This window comes from Solibacillus sp. NPDC093137 (assembly GCF_050280445.1).
Taxonomy (GTDB): Bacteria; Bacillota; Bacilli; order Bacillales_A; family Planococcaceae; genus Solibacillus; species Solibacillus isronensis_B.
Map to the genome: position 1 here is coordinate 1 of NZ_JBNNVH010000003.1, position 14,433 is coordinate 14,433.

Sequence of the window (14,433 nt, forward strand, 5' to 3'; positions counted from 1 at the left end):
TGCATAAAAACTTGTATAGCCATTCTTTTATCGGTATAAATCTGTATCTTCTCTAAGACTCCCCCACGAAAAATTGTTGCTCCACAATATGGCCCGATTGTTGAATAACATCTAAAGACGATTCTTCAACTAACTGATCCGTTAGTTAAATAAACTCAACGATCATCTAGCGTTATGGAATGAAATGGAATAAAGTGTAATAAAATGAATGCACTAATGATATCACCAATTTAGATACTGAGGACGATAACATAAGAAGAGGTGGTAAATTGTTTAAGATTCTAATAGGAGTAACTTCTCTAATATTTATAATTATTGGCATGTTACACGTTTTTTGGGCATTTGGTGGAGGTTGGGGAGTAAAAGCGGTTCTTCCGACTAAAGATGACAGTAAATTGCCAGTTTTACAACCAAGAATGTTAGGTACACTTTTGATCGGTTTATTTTGCTTTTTTGCATCTGTTCTACTATTAGTTCAAATAGATTTATTTACAGTCATCCAACCCTCCCCACTTTCAAAGTGGCTTTGTATAACTGGAGGAATTGTTTTCTTATTACGTGCTATTGGTGAAGGAAAATATGTAGGTTTTTTCAAGAAAATAAAACATACTAGATTCGCAAAACAAGATACCGCCTTCTATTCACCTCTTTGTGTATGGATTAGTCTTATTTTTTTGCTAGCATCATTTATATAAATTTGAATAAATGACAATTAACAACAAAGATTTTCTTTCAGGAGTTGAAACGTTACGATATAGCCGTTGCTTTTGATATATTAGCTTCCGGATGCGGCATTTCAATTTGCCCATAGAAAGTATTGTTCATTTATAATGTCTGATGAGTTATTTTTTATTGTTACACTTACTTTCCTATTACCTTTGTTTATTAGATTTATTACAGTTAAAAGTAGCACAAAATCTACAAAATAAATCTAATAAAAGTTCACAAAAGATTATGGGCATAAGAAAAAACGGTAAACGTTACTACAACAACGTTTACCGTTTTTTTATTGAAATATTGTTTGTACCGAATTTTATGAAAGTCGCAGAAACGTTACTAAAGCAACTTTTCTACTATTTATTACATTCTAATATGTATTGCTAATATTTGGTATAATTATCCATAATGGGTGAGGTGAGAACAATTTGAAAAATATCTTGAAATTTATTGTACTCTTTATTGTACTTTTATTTACTCTATCAGCTTGCACACAAACAGATAGAAGTGAGAAGGAAGAAATTTTTGATGAGAAAGAATTATTATATTTATTTGAGAACTCTGATACCAATCAAAAGTTTAAAATAGTCCATGTTAATACTTTATTTGATAGCTACCTTGAAAAAGTAAAAAATTATACAAGCCAATCAAACTTGGAATTATACAAGGAGGAGGTTATCCAACCTGTTTACAGCGACTGTTTTGAAAATGGAGAGTTCATACATATAGTAGATTCCGTTCTTAATAAGGCTCCAACTAGTTTAACAGAATTAAAAATTGTAAGTGAATTAATTGAAAGTAAAAAAGATGACATAAATGCACTTATTCAAGATGCACTACTTCAATCCGCTAAGCTACTACCATCTGAAAGTGACGTAGCAGTATGTGTCTTTCCATCTAGTAATTCCAATGTTGTTATGTATACGGTAGGTGCTGGTAAAATTCTGATTCCCTATAATGAATACTTTGAAGATGATTTTATAAAAGCTGCTTTAGCACATGAATATCATCATAGTACTTGGGCAGAAAGTTATTTAAGTACTCGTTCAGGTTCAGTCTTAGATAATCTTATATTTGAAGGGAAAGCTGTTATGTTTGAAAAAACTGTATATCCTGATATTGAAATTACACAGTTGGATTTCACTTATAATAATGAATTTTGGTCTAAAATTGAACCTGATTTAAACAGTAAAGATATAAATCGTTCTTTAGAAATCTTATATGGTGGTAAAGGGCTGCCTTTATTTTATGGGTATAGTGAAGGCTATAAAATGATTAAATCCTACCTCGACTTACACCCAAATCTAACTCCAGAAGAGTGGACAGGATTAAGTACAGAAAAAATTATTGAAAAGGGGAAATACTTCGATAACTACAATTAAATCAATGCATTAACAGTCGGTTCTAATTAAGCTCATTGCAAAACATAATATTGCACTTAGACAAAATTATACAGTTCTTTACAAAATAACGTTCCCAAATGAAAGTTTGAGAATTCAAAAAATCCACAAACGCTTTTAAATCATTGTTTGTGGATTTTTGTGTGTGGAATATTTATGCTGTGTTTTATGCAATTGTTTAGGAAGAAAGAAAACTCATTCTATTATTTTCTTTGAATCGTCAGCAATTTTAAAAGATAGAATTTCGCGATTTTTCTCTATTATTTCCTTATTTTTAGCTATCGTTTCCTTTATATTTAGATGGATTTCATTATCGAAAATTTCAAGATGGTTTTTAAGTTTTGTATCTAATTGAGGTACTGATGTTTTACTATTATCCATAACAATTTAATCCTCCTTTATTCGCTATTATAATGAGGGATATAAATCTTTTCTTTCCCCAGAAGACTATTAATTCATTATTACATTAACTTCTTGAAACGATTCTAGAGAAATGACTACATTCAATTGTTACATCATAATTTACTTTGCAAATCCTCTGAAAGCTTAAAGACCATAATGCGTTCCCCAGTTATTGTGCTCAAATCACTATAAAAACTCACAACTTCCATACCTGTTATGGTTAGTATTGCTTCTTTTATTTCTTCTACACCCGATTCCACCAAGCTATTTCGCATTTTTTTAACTGATAATAGGCCCTCTTTATCTTGGCATACTGCATATTCAGCAGGTGTTAAGACCCCCCCTAACACAACAACCACCATATCTCGCAAGATATCTGATTTAACCGATACGGAACCGCGTCCTAGATAACTTTTCTCCCAATTAGTTAACACTTTACTGATTTCGGCTTCAAGAGCACCCTTTGTTTTATTCATCGTGACTTCCATCCCTTCCATTCCACAATTAATCGTTATATATTTATTTTATAGTCTGTGTTACCTCTAGTTTCTCCCATATGGCATATATAAATATTATTTCTCTGCACCATTTCTAACAAGTCCATAGCTTTCATTTCTAAAAAATAAAAAAACCGACAATCAAAAAATAATGGTTCAAATATCAAACCATTTACTTTTAAAATTGTCGGTTTACTTTTAACTAACCTAATCTAGGTTTTTTAAAATGTCTACCTATTATTTAAAATTATTATTCTAATTCCTTTTTGAATGGATAATCAATATCCAAAATATTGACTACCAAACTAAGGAGAAAACTCTATTTATAATATATAAAATATTAATACTTAGATTATTCTCTGTCAAGTTTAAGATAATTGAATTTATATTAAATATTTAGCTTCAGCAGTAGCTTCTTCGTACAGCGAAAACAGAGAAACTCCCACTTCAAAATAACTTTGTATTTGTTGAATTATTCGAGTTATATAAATACATATAAAATAACGTTCCCAAATTAAAGGGTTGTGGGCAAAAAAACGGTAAATATTGTTGTAGCAGCATTTACCGTTTTTTGTCCGAACAATATATCTCCTTTAGAATTGCTCACTCAAAAGGCTCAACTAGTTTTTCTTCAGAAGTTTTAAGGAATTCATTATATTGATCGTGTCGTTTCTTTAAATTTATGTAAGCTTGTTCACGATCTTCAGTCGTGGATGCAGCTATATAATTTTTAACAAGATGAAAATAAGCTATTTTGGCATCATTATAAGGTACAAAATACTCTGCACTTATTTGTGGCTCTAATTGCAAACCACTACCAGTAAAATTGAAAAAATCTGCAAACGTTTCATCTAAACGCTCAAGTTTTTCCGTACGTTCTTCATCATCATAGCTATCGGCTTCCTGATGAAAAGCAAGAATACGTTCTACCGGAACATTTATTCTACTCATTTCAAAATAGAGTAAACTGCGATAATCTTTAATCAATTGATTTTGTTGATATATCGTAAACATCATAAACATTATTATTAAACTAATAGGAATAAGCCATATTTTTTTCAAATCTATACTCCTTTTGCAAGAAAGTCTTTACTTCGATTTTAACACTACACAGTTGGTAGACGTAGAGGAAATATTCCTAAAGCGTGGGGTGGTGACATTTCATAAAGAGGTTATTTAACAATATGGCTATATAATTGAATAGAGCACTTTTCTTATTCAAGAAAAGCGCCAGTTTTGTCGAAAGCTTCGGGTATTTATAGATTAGTTTGTTTATTTGGTGAATCGTTGGATGAAATAGTTGAAAATTATATTTAGAAATACAATACCAAAGAAGAGAGTAGTTAAATTAAATTATGGACCTATAAGATTTACAGTCAAGGAAGCATCGCTATATTGAGGAGAATTGCTAGATGCAGCAAATGCATCAACTGTTATAACATCCCCGGTTACTAAACTAGTTTGAACAGTTTTACCCGAAGAATGAATTCCAGTTCCTGAAGCTGAAAAAACAGATCCATCAATTTGACTACCGTTTCTTGAAATTTGATATCTGACAGATGCATTACCATTTAAATGAAGACTTTCTAACCCGGCAGAAATTTCATATATACCATTAGTTAAAATTGTAATTGAATTTGTAAGGGGATCTGCAATTGTATTTGAAACAGGACCAGCGGTATCAAATTCTATTCGAGTTCCTGCAACAACGGGTCTTTGGGTGAAATCTCCATATAAAGAACCAAATGTAGGGGTTACACCAGTTCCAGGAGGTCCAGGAGGTCCAGGAGGTCCGGGTAATCCAGGAGAACAACAGGAAGCTCTAAATGAAGGGTAACTATCACAATCTTCATAGATTCTTTTGATTTTACTTTTTTTATAAGGCAAATATTGTACCTCCTTCATCACAAAGTACCTTATTTTATGTATTCAATTATTTTTAGACTGTACTAAAAACTAAAAATATTCGAAATTTATTGGAGAGAAAAAGCAGACATTTACTTCAGTTAAGAAGTATAGAAATTTTGAAGACTTTAATAAGTAAATGGTCGTAAAAATAATGCAAAAAGCGCGTTCCTAAATAAACGCGCCCAATTTGAATATTAGAAGCTCAAGCTTATAATTAAAAATATAACACTCGCTATCATTGAGATAATTAAAGCTATTGTTTTATATTTTAATTCCTTAAATGCTGGAACTATATAAAAATAAAAAATAATCCATAAGCCAAATAGCATCACCATAAAAAACAATCTACTCAGTGTCGTGGGTTGTATTGTAATGGCTTCTGGAATCGAGGCTAAAGTGAATATTAATATTAACGGAGTTGTAAGAAAAAAGTACGCCGTTAACATTTTGATATAAGACCATTTCTTGTTCACTAAATTCTTTCTCCTTTTAATATTTCTTCACACGAATTCTATTAATATTCTACATTAATAAGTTCTAATATTTAATAATTTAAACCAAAGGGGGACAACGTGAAAGGAACCAAAGCGGTATTCGACATTGCTTAAAAAACTTTTATGCAACAATATGATTCTATTATAGAAAAGTACTTTTTCCTTATTGAAGGAAAACATGACACTAGCGTTACTTACATTCCCCTGAAATTCCCAGCCCCCAATCAAGCAAGCGCTGTTTAACTTTGCTTGTGCGCGGGAACTTAAAGTACAACAGTACTGGGGGAATTTCAATGGAAAAAGTTCAGAAGAAATGGAACAGCTTGAGTCGCAGAAAAAAGGTTATAAGGGTTCTTATACTTCTTTTGATTTTACTATATATAGGGGTAATGTTATGGCATACATATAAACCGTTGCCGAAAGATATTTCCTATGAAGGGGACTTACATAGAACAGACAATATTGAAATGATCACGGATTTAACTTATGCGCAAGACCAAGATGGAACGGATCGAAAACATGAGAATCATATATTTGATGAAGTTTATACATTGATTGATGAAGCCGAACAGTTTGTCGTGATGGATTTCTTCTTGATGGATGGGTATTTCGATGAAAAAGAAGATTTCCCGCAAATCGCAGATAGTCTCTCTGACAAGCTTGCCGAGAAAAAGAAAAACAATCCGGATATGCCGGTTATTTTTATCACCGATCCGCTAAATAAGGGCTATGGTTCCTATGAAACGCCATGGTTCAAGAAGATGCGTGAAGCCGGAGTAGAAATTGTTTATACCGATTTGGAACCACTGAGGGATTCCACGCCGATTTATTCAGGCTTATACCGATTATTTTTTCAATGGTTCGACCGTGATGGCGAAGGATGGATTGCCAACGCCATGTCGAGCAAAGCACCAAAAATGACCGCATCCTCCTATTTGGAACTGCTCAACGTGAAAGCCAACCACCGCAAAGCAGCAGTTTCGGAAAAGGAAGCGATTATTACTTCATCAAACCCGCATGATGCAAGTGGCTTCCACGGAAATCTTGCTTTGAAAGTAACGGGGCCCGTCATAAACGATATTCTGGAGGCAGAAGAAGCGGTGTCGCTCATGTCGGATGGTCCAAAATTGCCGAGGGCGGAGATTCCCCAGCAAGATGACGGCCAGTATGCGGTACAGTATTTGACCGAGAAGAAAGTTTTGGATACCTTACTTGAAGATCTGGAGGCGACAAAAGAGGGAGATAAAATTTGGGTTGGCATGTTCTTTATTGCACAGCGCGGCATTGTGAACGCTTTAACAGATGCAGTAAACCGTGGCGTGGAAGTGAATATGATACTAGATCCAAACGAAAACTCATTTGGCCAGGAAAAGTCCGGTCTGCCGAATCGGCCGGTTGTGAACGAGCTACTTGAGGATACAAATGAACAAATCAACATTCGCTGGTACAATACCGTAGTCGGCCAATACCATACAAAAGCCATCTGGATTCAAACAGCGGAAAAAACAATCATTTCAAGCGGTTCTTCCAATTATACGGAACGTACATTGGATAATTACAATTTAGAAAATAATGTACGAATCCTTGCTCCAAATGATAGCGCGCTCGTCTTGGATATGGAACGATATTTTGAACGGATTTGGAAAAACGAAGATGCCCTCTACACTCTAAATGTGGAAGAATATCAGGATAACCTGTCCTGGTGGCAGCGCTGGATTTACTCGGCTCAAAAAGCAGTTAAATTAACTACTTATTAGTTAATCTAGCAGCATTTATATGTAACCCGGGAATCCCTGGAAAAGCAACAAGCGTTATTAAATCAACGTTTGTTGCTCTTTAATTTAGTTTGATATAATGAATTACGAAATCACTTATAGAATAGAGTTTGATTACGAAAGAAAAATAATCGGAATTATCGAAGGTCAAAAAATATGGAACAGTATATTGTAGAAAGGGATTCAGAATTGTTTCTCTTTGTTCAAAACCCTTCTATTCCTTACTTTCAAATACTGTTATCTCTTTAGCTTCAAATGTTAGCCTTTCGGAATCGACACTTGTTATTGGCTCTTCAAAATATACTGAAACCATGTGATTTATATTTAATTCATCAAATGTGAATGCATCACCAGCGTGAGTCTTAATAATCGTTTCGTCGGTTATTTTTATAGTACAAGAATAGCCTATGTCATCATTACTGTTATTCGATTTTCTAACTAGATCTGAACACCCAACATTGATGCTATCTTCTTCAATTGAAGAGATTTCTCCGTAAATAGAATATGTTTCATTTGAACAAGCATTTAAAAAAATGAAACTAAATGTTAAAATTAATTTCTTCATATAAACACCTCCATGGGCAAGAGTCACAGTCTTAGTAGGAAAATAGAAAAACAGCGGGAAGATTCTCCCACTGTTTTTTTATCACAACCCAACCAAAATAAAACACTGGTCATCGTTATTGTATTTACTATATATCGTTTCCTTGTTTTCGAGGGCACTCTGTATGGTCTCTTTTGTCTGTGCCAATGGACAGGAAATGGATTCGTTCAATAAATGATTTAAAGTGTTACATTCAAATGCTTCCGAAACGCCATCTGTGTACAAAAGAATTTTTGTCCCGCGTTCATAGTGCAAAGTTCTCGATTTAAAAAGTATGTTTTCAAATGTTCCTAATGGCGGATTGGTTGCACCTAGCTCTTGCTGTGCACCATTGTTGTCTACCTGCAGGATGGCAGGGGGATGACCAGCATTGATATATTCAATCGTATGTGTACGAATATCAATATTTAAATAGATTGCTGTACAGTAATGCCATGCATCCTGGTTATTTTGAAATAAATCGTGCAAGTATTGGTCCAGCTCCTGCAATACCTTTTCAGGCGCAGCTTCCCGTGATATTAACTTTTGGAACATCGATTGAAGGGACATCGTAATTAAGGCCGATGAAACCCCATGCCCCATCACATCCAATAAAATAATTGCATATTTTTGGGGCGTTACTTGATAAAATCCAAAAATATCGCCGGATAATGATTTGGAAGCACGGTAATAAGAGAGAATCTCAATATTGTCATTGGTGATGTCATTCGTTAATGCGGTTTCCTGAATTTTTTTGGCAATCTGTAAATCACGCTCGGTTTCGCGCATGATTTTTGTGTTGATTTGATTGGCCTGCAAGAGATCCTGTTGCTTTCTTTCCAATTCCAAAAGAGCCTGTTCTTTTTCTAAATAAGCATCTTCCGTCATTTTTCTGGCGTTAATGAGCGCGTCTTCCAATGCACTGCGATTACGGATCGGAAAGATGACACAGGTTAACGGATGATTATCATGGACAGATGCGTTTAATAATATAGGAATTTCTTCTTTCATTACGGATAGTAATGTCAGGAACATTTCCTCTACCGCCTGCTTCACTTTCATCATTGGTACTAAATAGAGCTGACAGAAAATCTGAGAGGAAGGAGATAATAGCACATTAAAATGCTTTCCTATAAGATGCTCAGATGATGGATAGTGCAGCAAATTTAGCATTGTCTTATTTATAGTAAGTATTTCACCTTGTGCAGATAGAGTGAGGAGCCCGCATGGAGCGTTTTCTATGAGTTCATCCATTTATAAATCCCACACCCTCACCGATAAGGGGCACAGATTGCTCCAATAAATAATCTTTAATCAATTGAATGGTTTCCTCTGGGTCGCTCATATGTGGACAGTGACCGATTGCATTCATATAGGCAATCGTGCTGTTTGGCATATTCTCATGTAAGTACTCGCCAACTACCCTTGGCGCAATGACATCTTCCGAGCATTGTAAAATAAGGGAAGGTACCGTAGCTTTCGGAACATCTTTACGACTATCAGTAAAGAAGCAAGCCTTTGCAAAAGTATTGGCGAATAAAGGATCGGTAGAACAGAAACGATCTTCCAAATCTTTTGCCACACCTGCTTTTGCCGTATTGTTTAATAATGTAATCGAGAAAGCATTGGCCCAGCCGATATAATTTTTTTCCATCATCTCCATTAAATTGAGTAAGTCTTTCTTTTCAAAACCACCGTAGTATACAGGCGGATCATTTATATAGCTTGGCGACGGAGCAATCATGATTATTTGTGAAAAATATTCCGGTTTCTCTAACGAAGCCAATAAACCGATCATACTACTTACCGAGTGACCGACAAAAACAGCATCCTTTAAATCGAGCGCTTCACAAACATCCAATAGATCCTGTACGTAACCGGACAGTTCTCCATATTTTACAAGGTCAAAAGCGGTAATATCTGAATTTCCAAACCCGACATAATCAAATAAAACCACTTGATAATCCTCTTCAAAAGCAGGGAAAATGTCATTCCATACCGTTTGGTCGCAACCAAATCCCGCAGCGAATATTAGAGGTTTTTTACCTTTACCTCGAATATGTACGTTATTACGTTTAACCGTATTTTGAATCATGAAATAGCACTCCCTTCAAATGGTAACCTATAACATTTTAGATTTATATATGTTTAAAACATAAAAGTTTATCTTCTATTTAACAATCATTCTGTATGATATTGGGTTATAAGTAAAGGGATATGGATATTTATTACTTGGAATCTATCACTTTTCGGTTATAATTTCGATTCAAATAGAATTGGGGAGAGAAGTTTAATAAAAATCAACAATATGTTGAATATTGTGCATTGCTTCCATTAATCGTCCATTTTAAAATAAGAGTATGAAATGAACAAGTTGTTCAATTTTGAGGAGGAAGCAAACAATGAGTAAAGTATCTAAACTATTAATGGCAATTGCTAGTATTATATTAATCGGATTTGTGGGGAAAGCGTTTATTCTGGATGAAGCGGTGAAAGGGTATTTAGTAACGTTCTTTTTTGTCGGAGCAGGATTGGCGCTGTTACGTTTATTTATTAACACGATGATCGGTAAAATGAAAGGGAAACCTATTGTTGTGAAAATCGGATTCTTCGCTGTACTTTTAGGTCTAGGTATACCGTTCCAAAACTGGTTCCGTACAGAAGTCATTTTCTCGATGAGTAAAGCGTTTATTGTGCCAAGTATTTCAGTGATGGTTGCAAGTGTCGTGTTGATGACAATTGTGTATGGCATTATTGGGAAACATATTCAAGCAGCGCGTGTAGAGGAGCTTCAATTAAATTAACAGGACGGTGGGAAGGTTCTCACGTTCAAATAAAGAAAGCCGATTCGTACTTGAAATTTCGTACGGATCGGCGTTTTAGCGGACGCGATTCTGTAATAGGAATCAGCGTCCGTTTTTAATAGTGGGTATTGTTAAACAACACATTCTTTTATAGTCGAAACCTTAAAGAAGTCTTGGGACGGAAGCCCTCATTCCATCATTATTATCTCAATAAAATATCCATTTATATTTTAAAATGTGCTACATTATAAGGAAAAAGTGTTAATTAAGAGAGGGTGAACCAAAAATGGGTTCGCAATTGACTATGTATATTACGCTTGTTTGCACGTCAGGCGTACTGAATTTGTACTTATGTCTCTATGCCTTTAGCAAACGTCATAAATATACAAATATCGCAAACTATTTTATTTTATATACAGCAGCCATTAGCATTTACTGTTTTGCTTCGGCTATGTCTTTAATATCGACGACGCTCGAACAAATCAGTTTCTGGAATACCGTTCTCTACATCGGGATGCCTACATCTGCAACATTAGGTTTACTGTATGTCATGAGCTATTTAGGATTTAAGCTGACGGTTAGAAGAAGCATGCTCATCCTTCTTATTCCGTTTATTACAATTATAATGGTAGCGACAAATCACTGGCATCATCTTCATTATCGTGTATTTGAACTGGACCCGAATTTAGGGGAACCTTTTGTTTATCAGGAGATTGGCATGTGGTATATGGTGCACGGTGTCTACACATTTGCCAGTATGTTTGTCGCGTTTTTGCTGTTGATTTCTCATTGGAAGGAAACGGCGAAAGTATACCGCCCCCAATTGATCGCGTTAATGTTCGGTCAGCTTGTTCCGATAGTGACAGCGTTTCTTTATTTGAACGGATTCACACCTCCAGGAGTGGATCCGGTACCGATGATTTTATGGCTTTCTTCATTATTATATTTGTGGGCAATCAGCACATCGCAGCTGTTTCGGATTATGCCGATTGCGAAAGATAAAATCTATAATAGTATCAATGATGGGGCCATCGTATTGGACGATTCATACCGGCTTATTGAATTCAATCAAGCATCGAAAGTGATGTTGCCTAATTTGAACAAATCGATGTTCGGCAAAAACTTCGTGAAGTTTTGGAATGAGCAGACAGGAGAGGCCCTGCCATTCAAATTAACGGCCGATATCGAGTACGTTCAAGAAGTAAGGTTATGCTCCGAACATGCGGAGCGGGTTTATCAAGTCCGTATTACTTCACTGGAACAAGCGAGAAACAGTAAAGGTCTGTTGCTGGTTTTTACGGATATTACGGAGATCAAAAGACTGCAGGAAAAACTGGAGCAGCAAGCTTATTATGATGAGCTGACTAAGATTTATAATCGCCGTGCATTTCTACAGCAAAGTGAACAGGATTTTCAGAAAGCTAAGGAAACAGGTTTACCATTTACGGCCCTATTAATGGATATCGATCACTTTAAACGGGTGAATGATACGTACGGGCATCATATTGGGGACCAGTTGCTCGTGCATGTTGTAAATGCTTGCCAAACGCAACTGCTGGAAGGGCATTTCTTCGCTCGTTACGGCGGGGAAGAATTCGTCATTGCGCTGAAAGGTTTCAATGAAGGGGAAGGTGAAATACTAGCCAACCAGCTTCGAACTGCCGTTGAGCAGGCACCGCTCATGACAGAAGCAGGGAATCTTTCAGTTACGTTAAGTATTGGTGTGGCGGAAGTGGTGGACTGGACAGAGGAAACACTGTATCAGCTATTGCATAAGGCAGATACCGCTTTATATGCTGCGAAGGAAGAAGGACGTAACCGCGTGAAAGTGTATGCGGAAAGTGAGAGCGTACTTAGTTGATAGGGGGAAACCGGCATGGAGAAATTCATGCCGGTTTTTTAATTTGTTGAAGGGCGCTGTAAGTTTTATAAGCCGGACTCTGTACTACCTCGTTTTAGGAGAATATGTTAGCATAGTAAAATAATAACTAAAGGGGGGAGCGGGTATGACACAGAATTCAAAGACGATTTCTGTAAGTATTAGCTTAATCCTAGCTCAAACCGTGTTTATAGGATTTTTAATTAAAAATATACAGCTATATATTAATCAGCCGTCGATCGTTGCAAAATGGCTTGCGGGAATTTCTTTTTTCATATTTTTGTTGCTGTTCATCGTCTCGTTATGGGCGACAATTAAACTTTTAAAAGGAAAAGATACAGGGGGATTGTGATGATTGGATATATTCTAACAGGGTTATTATTAATCTTTGCGACTCGGAAATTTTATAAGCATAGGGCGGTTTTTAAACAGCTTTCAAAAAAAGAATGGCTACAATTTGGCGCAGGTTTTTTATTGGCATGGGCGGGAGCTGTTTTCATCATTATAGGTGGATCCAACATAACGGATAGGATTGAAATCACATGGTTAAAAAACCTTATGGAAATTGGAGTGATTTTGATTGGCTTGGCTTTGGCAGGAATTATTATGAGTAAAGTCTTACCGTATAAAATAAAGGAGTTTTATTTGGGAGATTAGTGAAACGGGGAAAATTGAAATGGATGATATGATTGGATTTGCAGTAGTTGGGATCATTATTGCAGGTTTAACTTATGCTTTAATTAAACAAATTAAAGAGACAAAGCATAGCGGGAACGGCATTGGCAGCCCGCTGTATCGAAAACAATTGGCAAGAAAAAATAAAGTGATGACAGTTGCGTTGATTGGAGTAATAGTATTTTACACATTAAATATCTTGAGCGTTATCGCTTCATCTATTCCGGTATCAAACAGCTTTACTGTACTCGGGACTTTTTTAAGTTTTTTTGTTTACTTTTTTGCAAGGATAATAATGAAACCACAGCTGGGTGATCAGCGTAGGAATTTAAGCCTTTATTAATAGGAGAGTGCTGCGATGAGTAAACGCTTTACAAATTTAGACCAAGATGACCGGCTCGGTACTTTTAAAGATGTCCTGAAATGGCAGCGATCAAAGCAAAAGAAAGTTGTCGATTACGAAGTACCGCAGTGTGAGGAAAAGCAAATTGCGTTTCTAAAAAGTAATCGCACGGAGCAGTCCGTTACGTGGATCGGCCACTCGACCTTTTTAATTCAAAAAGAAGGGCTCAATATTTTAACGGATCCGGTTTGGGCAAATTGGATGGGTGTAGCGAAACGGTTGGCAGAGCCGGGGTTGCGGCTGGATGAATTACCGGACATTGATATTGTCATCATTTCACACTCGCATTACGATCACCTGCACGTACCGACGTTAAAGAAATTGAAAAAACGAAATCCCAACGTATTGTTTCTTATTCCAGAAGGGCTCGGTTATTTAATGAAGCGTCATAAGTTGCATAACTTTATCGAGCTATCATGGTATGACAAGCATGAATCAAGTGCGCTTGAAATTCATTTCGTTCCTGCAAACCATTGGACAAGACGCATGCCTTGGGATACGAATACCTCGCATTGGGGCGGCTTCATATTGCAAACTGCATCGGATGCGCAAAGTATTTATTACGCCGGAGATAGCGGGTATTTTAGAGGCTTCAAAGATATTGGCGAACGCTTCAACATACATACAGCGCTAATGCCAATCGGCGCATATGAGCCGGAATGGTTTATGCATGCCTCCCACGTAACACCGGAAGAAGCGATCCAGGCGTTTTGTGATGTCGGAGCGAAAGTGTTTATTCCGATGCATTACGGTGCCTATATGCTGGCGGATGATACACCGAAAGAAGCGATTGACCGGCTGCATAATCATTGGCAGCGCGCGGATTTGGAAGAGGTGGAACTGAAAACGTTGTCGATTGGGGAGACGTATAGAAGCTGAATGCATAGACCCCTTGA

16 protein-coding genes are annotated in these 14,433 nt (G+C 36.2%); 9 read left to right on the forward strand and 7 right to left on the reverse strand.

Annotated elements, in window-relative coordinates; all coding sequences use genetic code 11:
- Window positions 1-269: 269 nt before the first annotated feature.
- Both ACQKN3_RS13015 and ACQKN3_RS13020 read left to right on the forward strand, forming a co-directional pair.
- A complete protein-coding gene (locus ACQKN3_RS13015; RefSeq protein ID WP_251690225.1) occupies window positions 270-695 on the forward strand; it encodes a DUF3995 domain-containing protein in 426 nt (141 codons plus the stop codon).
- Between the two features lie 450 nt (window positions 696-1,145).
- Entirely contained in the window at window positions 1,146-2,099 is a 954-nt protein-coding gene (locus tag ACQKN3_RS13020) for a DUF2268 domain-containing putative Zn-dependent protease (RefSeq protein WP_427712028.1), read from the forward strand.
- A 213-nt stretch (window positions 2,100-2,312) separates the two neighbouring features.
- Here ACQKN3_RS13020 and ACQKN3_RS13025 read toward each other — a convergent pair whose 3' ends face one another.
- The 4 genes from ACQKN3_RS13025 to ACQKN3_RS13040 all read right to left on the reverse strand — a co-directional run bounded on the left by ACQKN3_RS13025 (window position 2,313) and on the right by ACQKN3_RS13040 (window position 4,903).
- A complete protein-coding gene (locus tag ACQKN3_RS13025) occupies window positions 2,313-2,498 on the reverse strand; it encodes a multidrug transporter (protein ID WP_251690223.1) in 186 nt (61 codons plus the stop codon).
- 134 nt (window positions 2,499-2,632) lie between these two features.
- A complete protein-coding gene (locus tag ACQKN3_RS13030) occupies window positions 2,633-2,995 on the reverse strand; it encodes a DUF2294 domain-containing protein (RefSeq protein WP_251690222.1) in 363 nt (120 codons plus the stop codon).
- 624 nt (window positions 2,996-3,619) lie between these two features.
- Window positions 3,620-4,078: a hypothetical protein gene (locus tag ACQKN3_RS13035; protein ID WP_427712030.1), complete on the reverse strand. Its 459-nt coding sequence runs from the start codon at window positions 4,076-4,078 to the stop codon at window positions 3,620-3,622.
- Window positions 4,079-4,369: 291 nt separating this feature from the next.
- Window positions 4,370-4,903, reverse strand: a complete 534-nt coding sequence (locus ACQKN3_RS13040) for a hypothetical protein (protein ID WP_427712031.1) — start codon at window positions 4,901-4,903, stop codon at window positions 4,370-4,372.
- Between the two features lie 808 nt (window positions 4,904-5,711).
- Between ACQKN3_RS13040 and ACQKN3_RS13045 the strand changes: the two genes are divergently transcribed.
- Window positions 5,712-7,175 (forward strand): phospholipase D family protein, encoded by a 1,464-nt coding sequence (locus tag ACQKN3_RS13045; protein WP_427712033.1) that lies wholly within the window; start codon window positions 5,712-5,714, stop codon window positions 7,173-7,175.
- 232 nt (window positions 7,176-7,407) lie between these two features.
- Here ACQKN3_RS13045 and ACQKN3_RS13050 read toward each other — a convergent pair whose 3' ends face one another.
- The 3 genes from ACQKN3_RS13050 to ACQKN3_RS13060 all read right to left on the reverse strand — a co-directional run bounded on the left by ACQKN3_RS13050 (window position 7,408) and on the right by ACQKN3_RS13060 (window position 9,871).
- On the reverse strand, window positions 7,408-7,758 hold the full coding sequence (locus ACQKN3_RS13050; RefSeq protein ID WP_427712035.1) for a hypothetical protein: 351 nt from the start codon (window positions 7,756-7,758) through the stop codon (window positions 7,408-7,410).
- 81 nt (window positions 7,759-7,839) lie between these two features.
- Complete coding sequence (locus ACQKN3_RS13055; protein WP_427712037.1) at window positions 7,840-9,030, reverse strand: SpoIIE family protein phosphatase; 1,191 nt, start codon at window positions 9,028-9,030, stop codon at window positions 7,840-7,842.
- Window positions 9,023-9,871 (reverse strand): alpha/beta fold hydrolase, encoded by an 849-nt coding sequence (locus ACQKN3_RS13060; protein ID WP_427712039.1) that lies wholly within the window; start codon window positions 9,869-9,871, stop codon window positions 9,023-9,025. Before ACQKN3_RS13060 ends, ACQKN3_RS13055 begins: the two co-directional genes overlap by 8 nt.
- Window positions 9,872-10,178: 307 nt before the next feature.
- Here ACQKN3_RS13060 and ACQKN3_RS13065 point away from each other — a divergent pair, with 307 nt between their 5' ends.
- The 6 genes from ACQKN3_RS13065 to ACQKN3_RS13090 all read left to right on the forward strand — a co-directional run bounded on the left by ACQKN3_RS13065 (window position 10,179) and on the right by ACQKN3_RS13090 (window position 14,416).
- Complete coding sequence (locus tag ACQKN3_RS13065; RefSeq protein ID WP_251690216.1) at window positions 10,179-10,580, forward strand: MFS transporter permease; 402 nt, start codon at window positions 10,179-10,181, stop codon at window positions 10,578-10,580.
- A gap of 286 nt (window positions 10,581-10,866) precedes the next feature.
- On the forward strand, window positions 10,867-12,441 hold the full coding sequence (locus ACQKN3_RS13070; RefSeq protein WP_427712041.1) for a histidine kinase N-terminal 7TM domain-containing protein: 1,575 nt from the start codon (window positions 10,867-10,869) through the stop codon (window positions 12,439-12,441).
- A gap of 145 nt (window positions 12,442-12,586) precedes the next feature.
- The gene (locus ACQKN3_RS13075; protein WP_251690214.1) at window positions 12,587-12,811 is read left to right on the forward strand and encodes a hypothetical protein; all 225 of its coding nucleotides are present in this window, start codon (window positions 12,587-12,589) and stop codon (window positions 12,809-12,811) included.
- The gene (locus ACQKN3_RS13080; RefSeq protein ID WP_427712044.1) at window positions 12,811-13,116 is read left to right on the forward strand and encodes a hypothetical protein; all 306 of its coding nucleotides are present in this window, start codon (window positions 12,811-12,813) and stop codon (window positions 13,114-13,116) included. The genes ACQKN3_RS13075 and ACQKN3_RS13080 overlap by 1 nt, the downstream gene beginning before the upstream one ends.
- Window positions 13,117-13,135: 19 nt before the next feature.
- Complete coding sequence (locus ACQKN3_RS13085) at window positions 13,136-13,477, forward strand: 4-aminobutyrate aminotransferase (protein WP_427712045.1); 342 nt, start codon at window positions 13,136-13,138, stop codon at window positions 13,475-13,477.
- A gap of 15 nt (window positions 13,478-13,492) precedes the next feature.
- Window positions 13,493-14,416, forward strand: a complete 924-nt coding sequence (locus ACQKN3_RS13090) for an MBL fold metallo-hydrolase (protein ID WP_427712047.1) — start codon at window positions 13,493-13,495, stop codon at window positions 14,414-14,416.
- Window positions 14,417-14,433: the final 17 nt, after the last annotated feature.

What these genes read in the sequence shown, in the direction of transcription:
- ACQKN3_RS13065 (WP_251690216.1), top strand. Translation starts at nt 10,179, where the DNA reads ATGAGTAAAGTATCTAAACTATTAATGGCAATTGCTAGTATTATATTA.
- ACQKN3_RS13085 (WP_427712045.1), top strand. Translation starts at nt 13,136, where the DNA reads ATGGATGATATGATTGGATTTGCAGTAGTTGGGATCATTATTGCAGGT.
- ACQKN3_RS13055 (WP_427712037.1), bottom strand. Translation starts at nt 9,030, where the DNA reads ATGGATGAACTCATAGAAAACGCTCCATGCGGGCTCCTCACTCTATCT.
- ACQKN3_RS13070 (WP_427712041.1), top strand. Translation starts at nt 10,867, where the DNA reads ATGGGTTCGCAATTGACTATGTATATTACGCTTGTTTGCACGTCAGGC.
- ACQKN3_RS13080 (WP_427712044.1), top strand. Translation starts at nt 12,811, where the DNA reads ATGATTGGATATATTCTAACAGGGTTATTATTAATCTTTGCGACTCGG.
- ACQKN3_RS13045 (WP_427712033.1), top strand. Translation starts at nt 5,712, where the DNA reads ATGGAAAAAGTTCAGAAGAAATGGAACAGCTTGAGTCGCAGAAAAAAG.
- ACQKN3_RS13090 (WP_427712047.1), top strand. Translation starts at nt 13,493, where the DNA reads ATGAGTAAACGCTTTACAAATTTAGACCAAGATGACCGGCTCGGTACT.
- ACQKN3_RS13050 (WP_427712035.1), bottom strand. Translation starts at nt 7,758, where the DNA reads ATGAAGAAATTAATTTTAACATTTAGTTTCATTTTTTTAAATGCTTGT.
- ACQKN3_RS13025 (WP_251690223.1), bottom strand. Translation starts at nt 2,498, where the DNA reads ATGGATAATAGTAAAACATCAGTACCTCAATTAGATACAAAACTTAAA.
- ACQKN3_RS13030 (WP_251690222.1), bottom strand. Translation starts at nt 2,995, where the DNA reads ATGAATAAAACAAAGGGTGCTCTTGAAGCCGAAATCAGTAAAGTGTTA.
- ACQKN3_RS13060 (WP_427712039.1), bottom strand. Translation starts at nt 9,871, where the DNA reads ATGATTCAAAATACGGTTAAACGTAATAACGTACATATTCGAGGTAAA.
- ACQKN3_RS13075 (WP_251690214.1), top strand. Translation starts at nt 12,587, where the DNA reads ATGACACAGAATTCAAAGACGATTTCTGTAAGTATTAGCTTAATCCTA.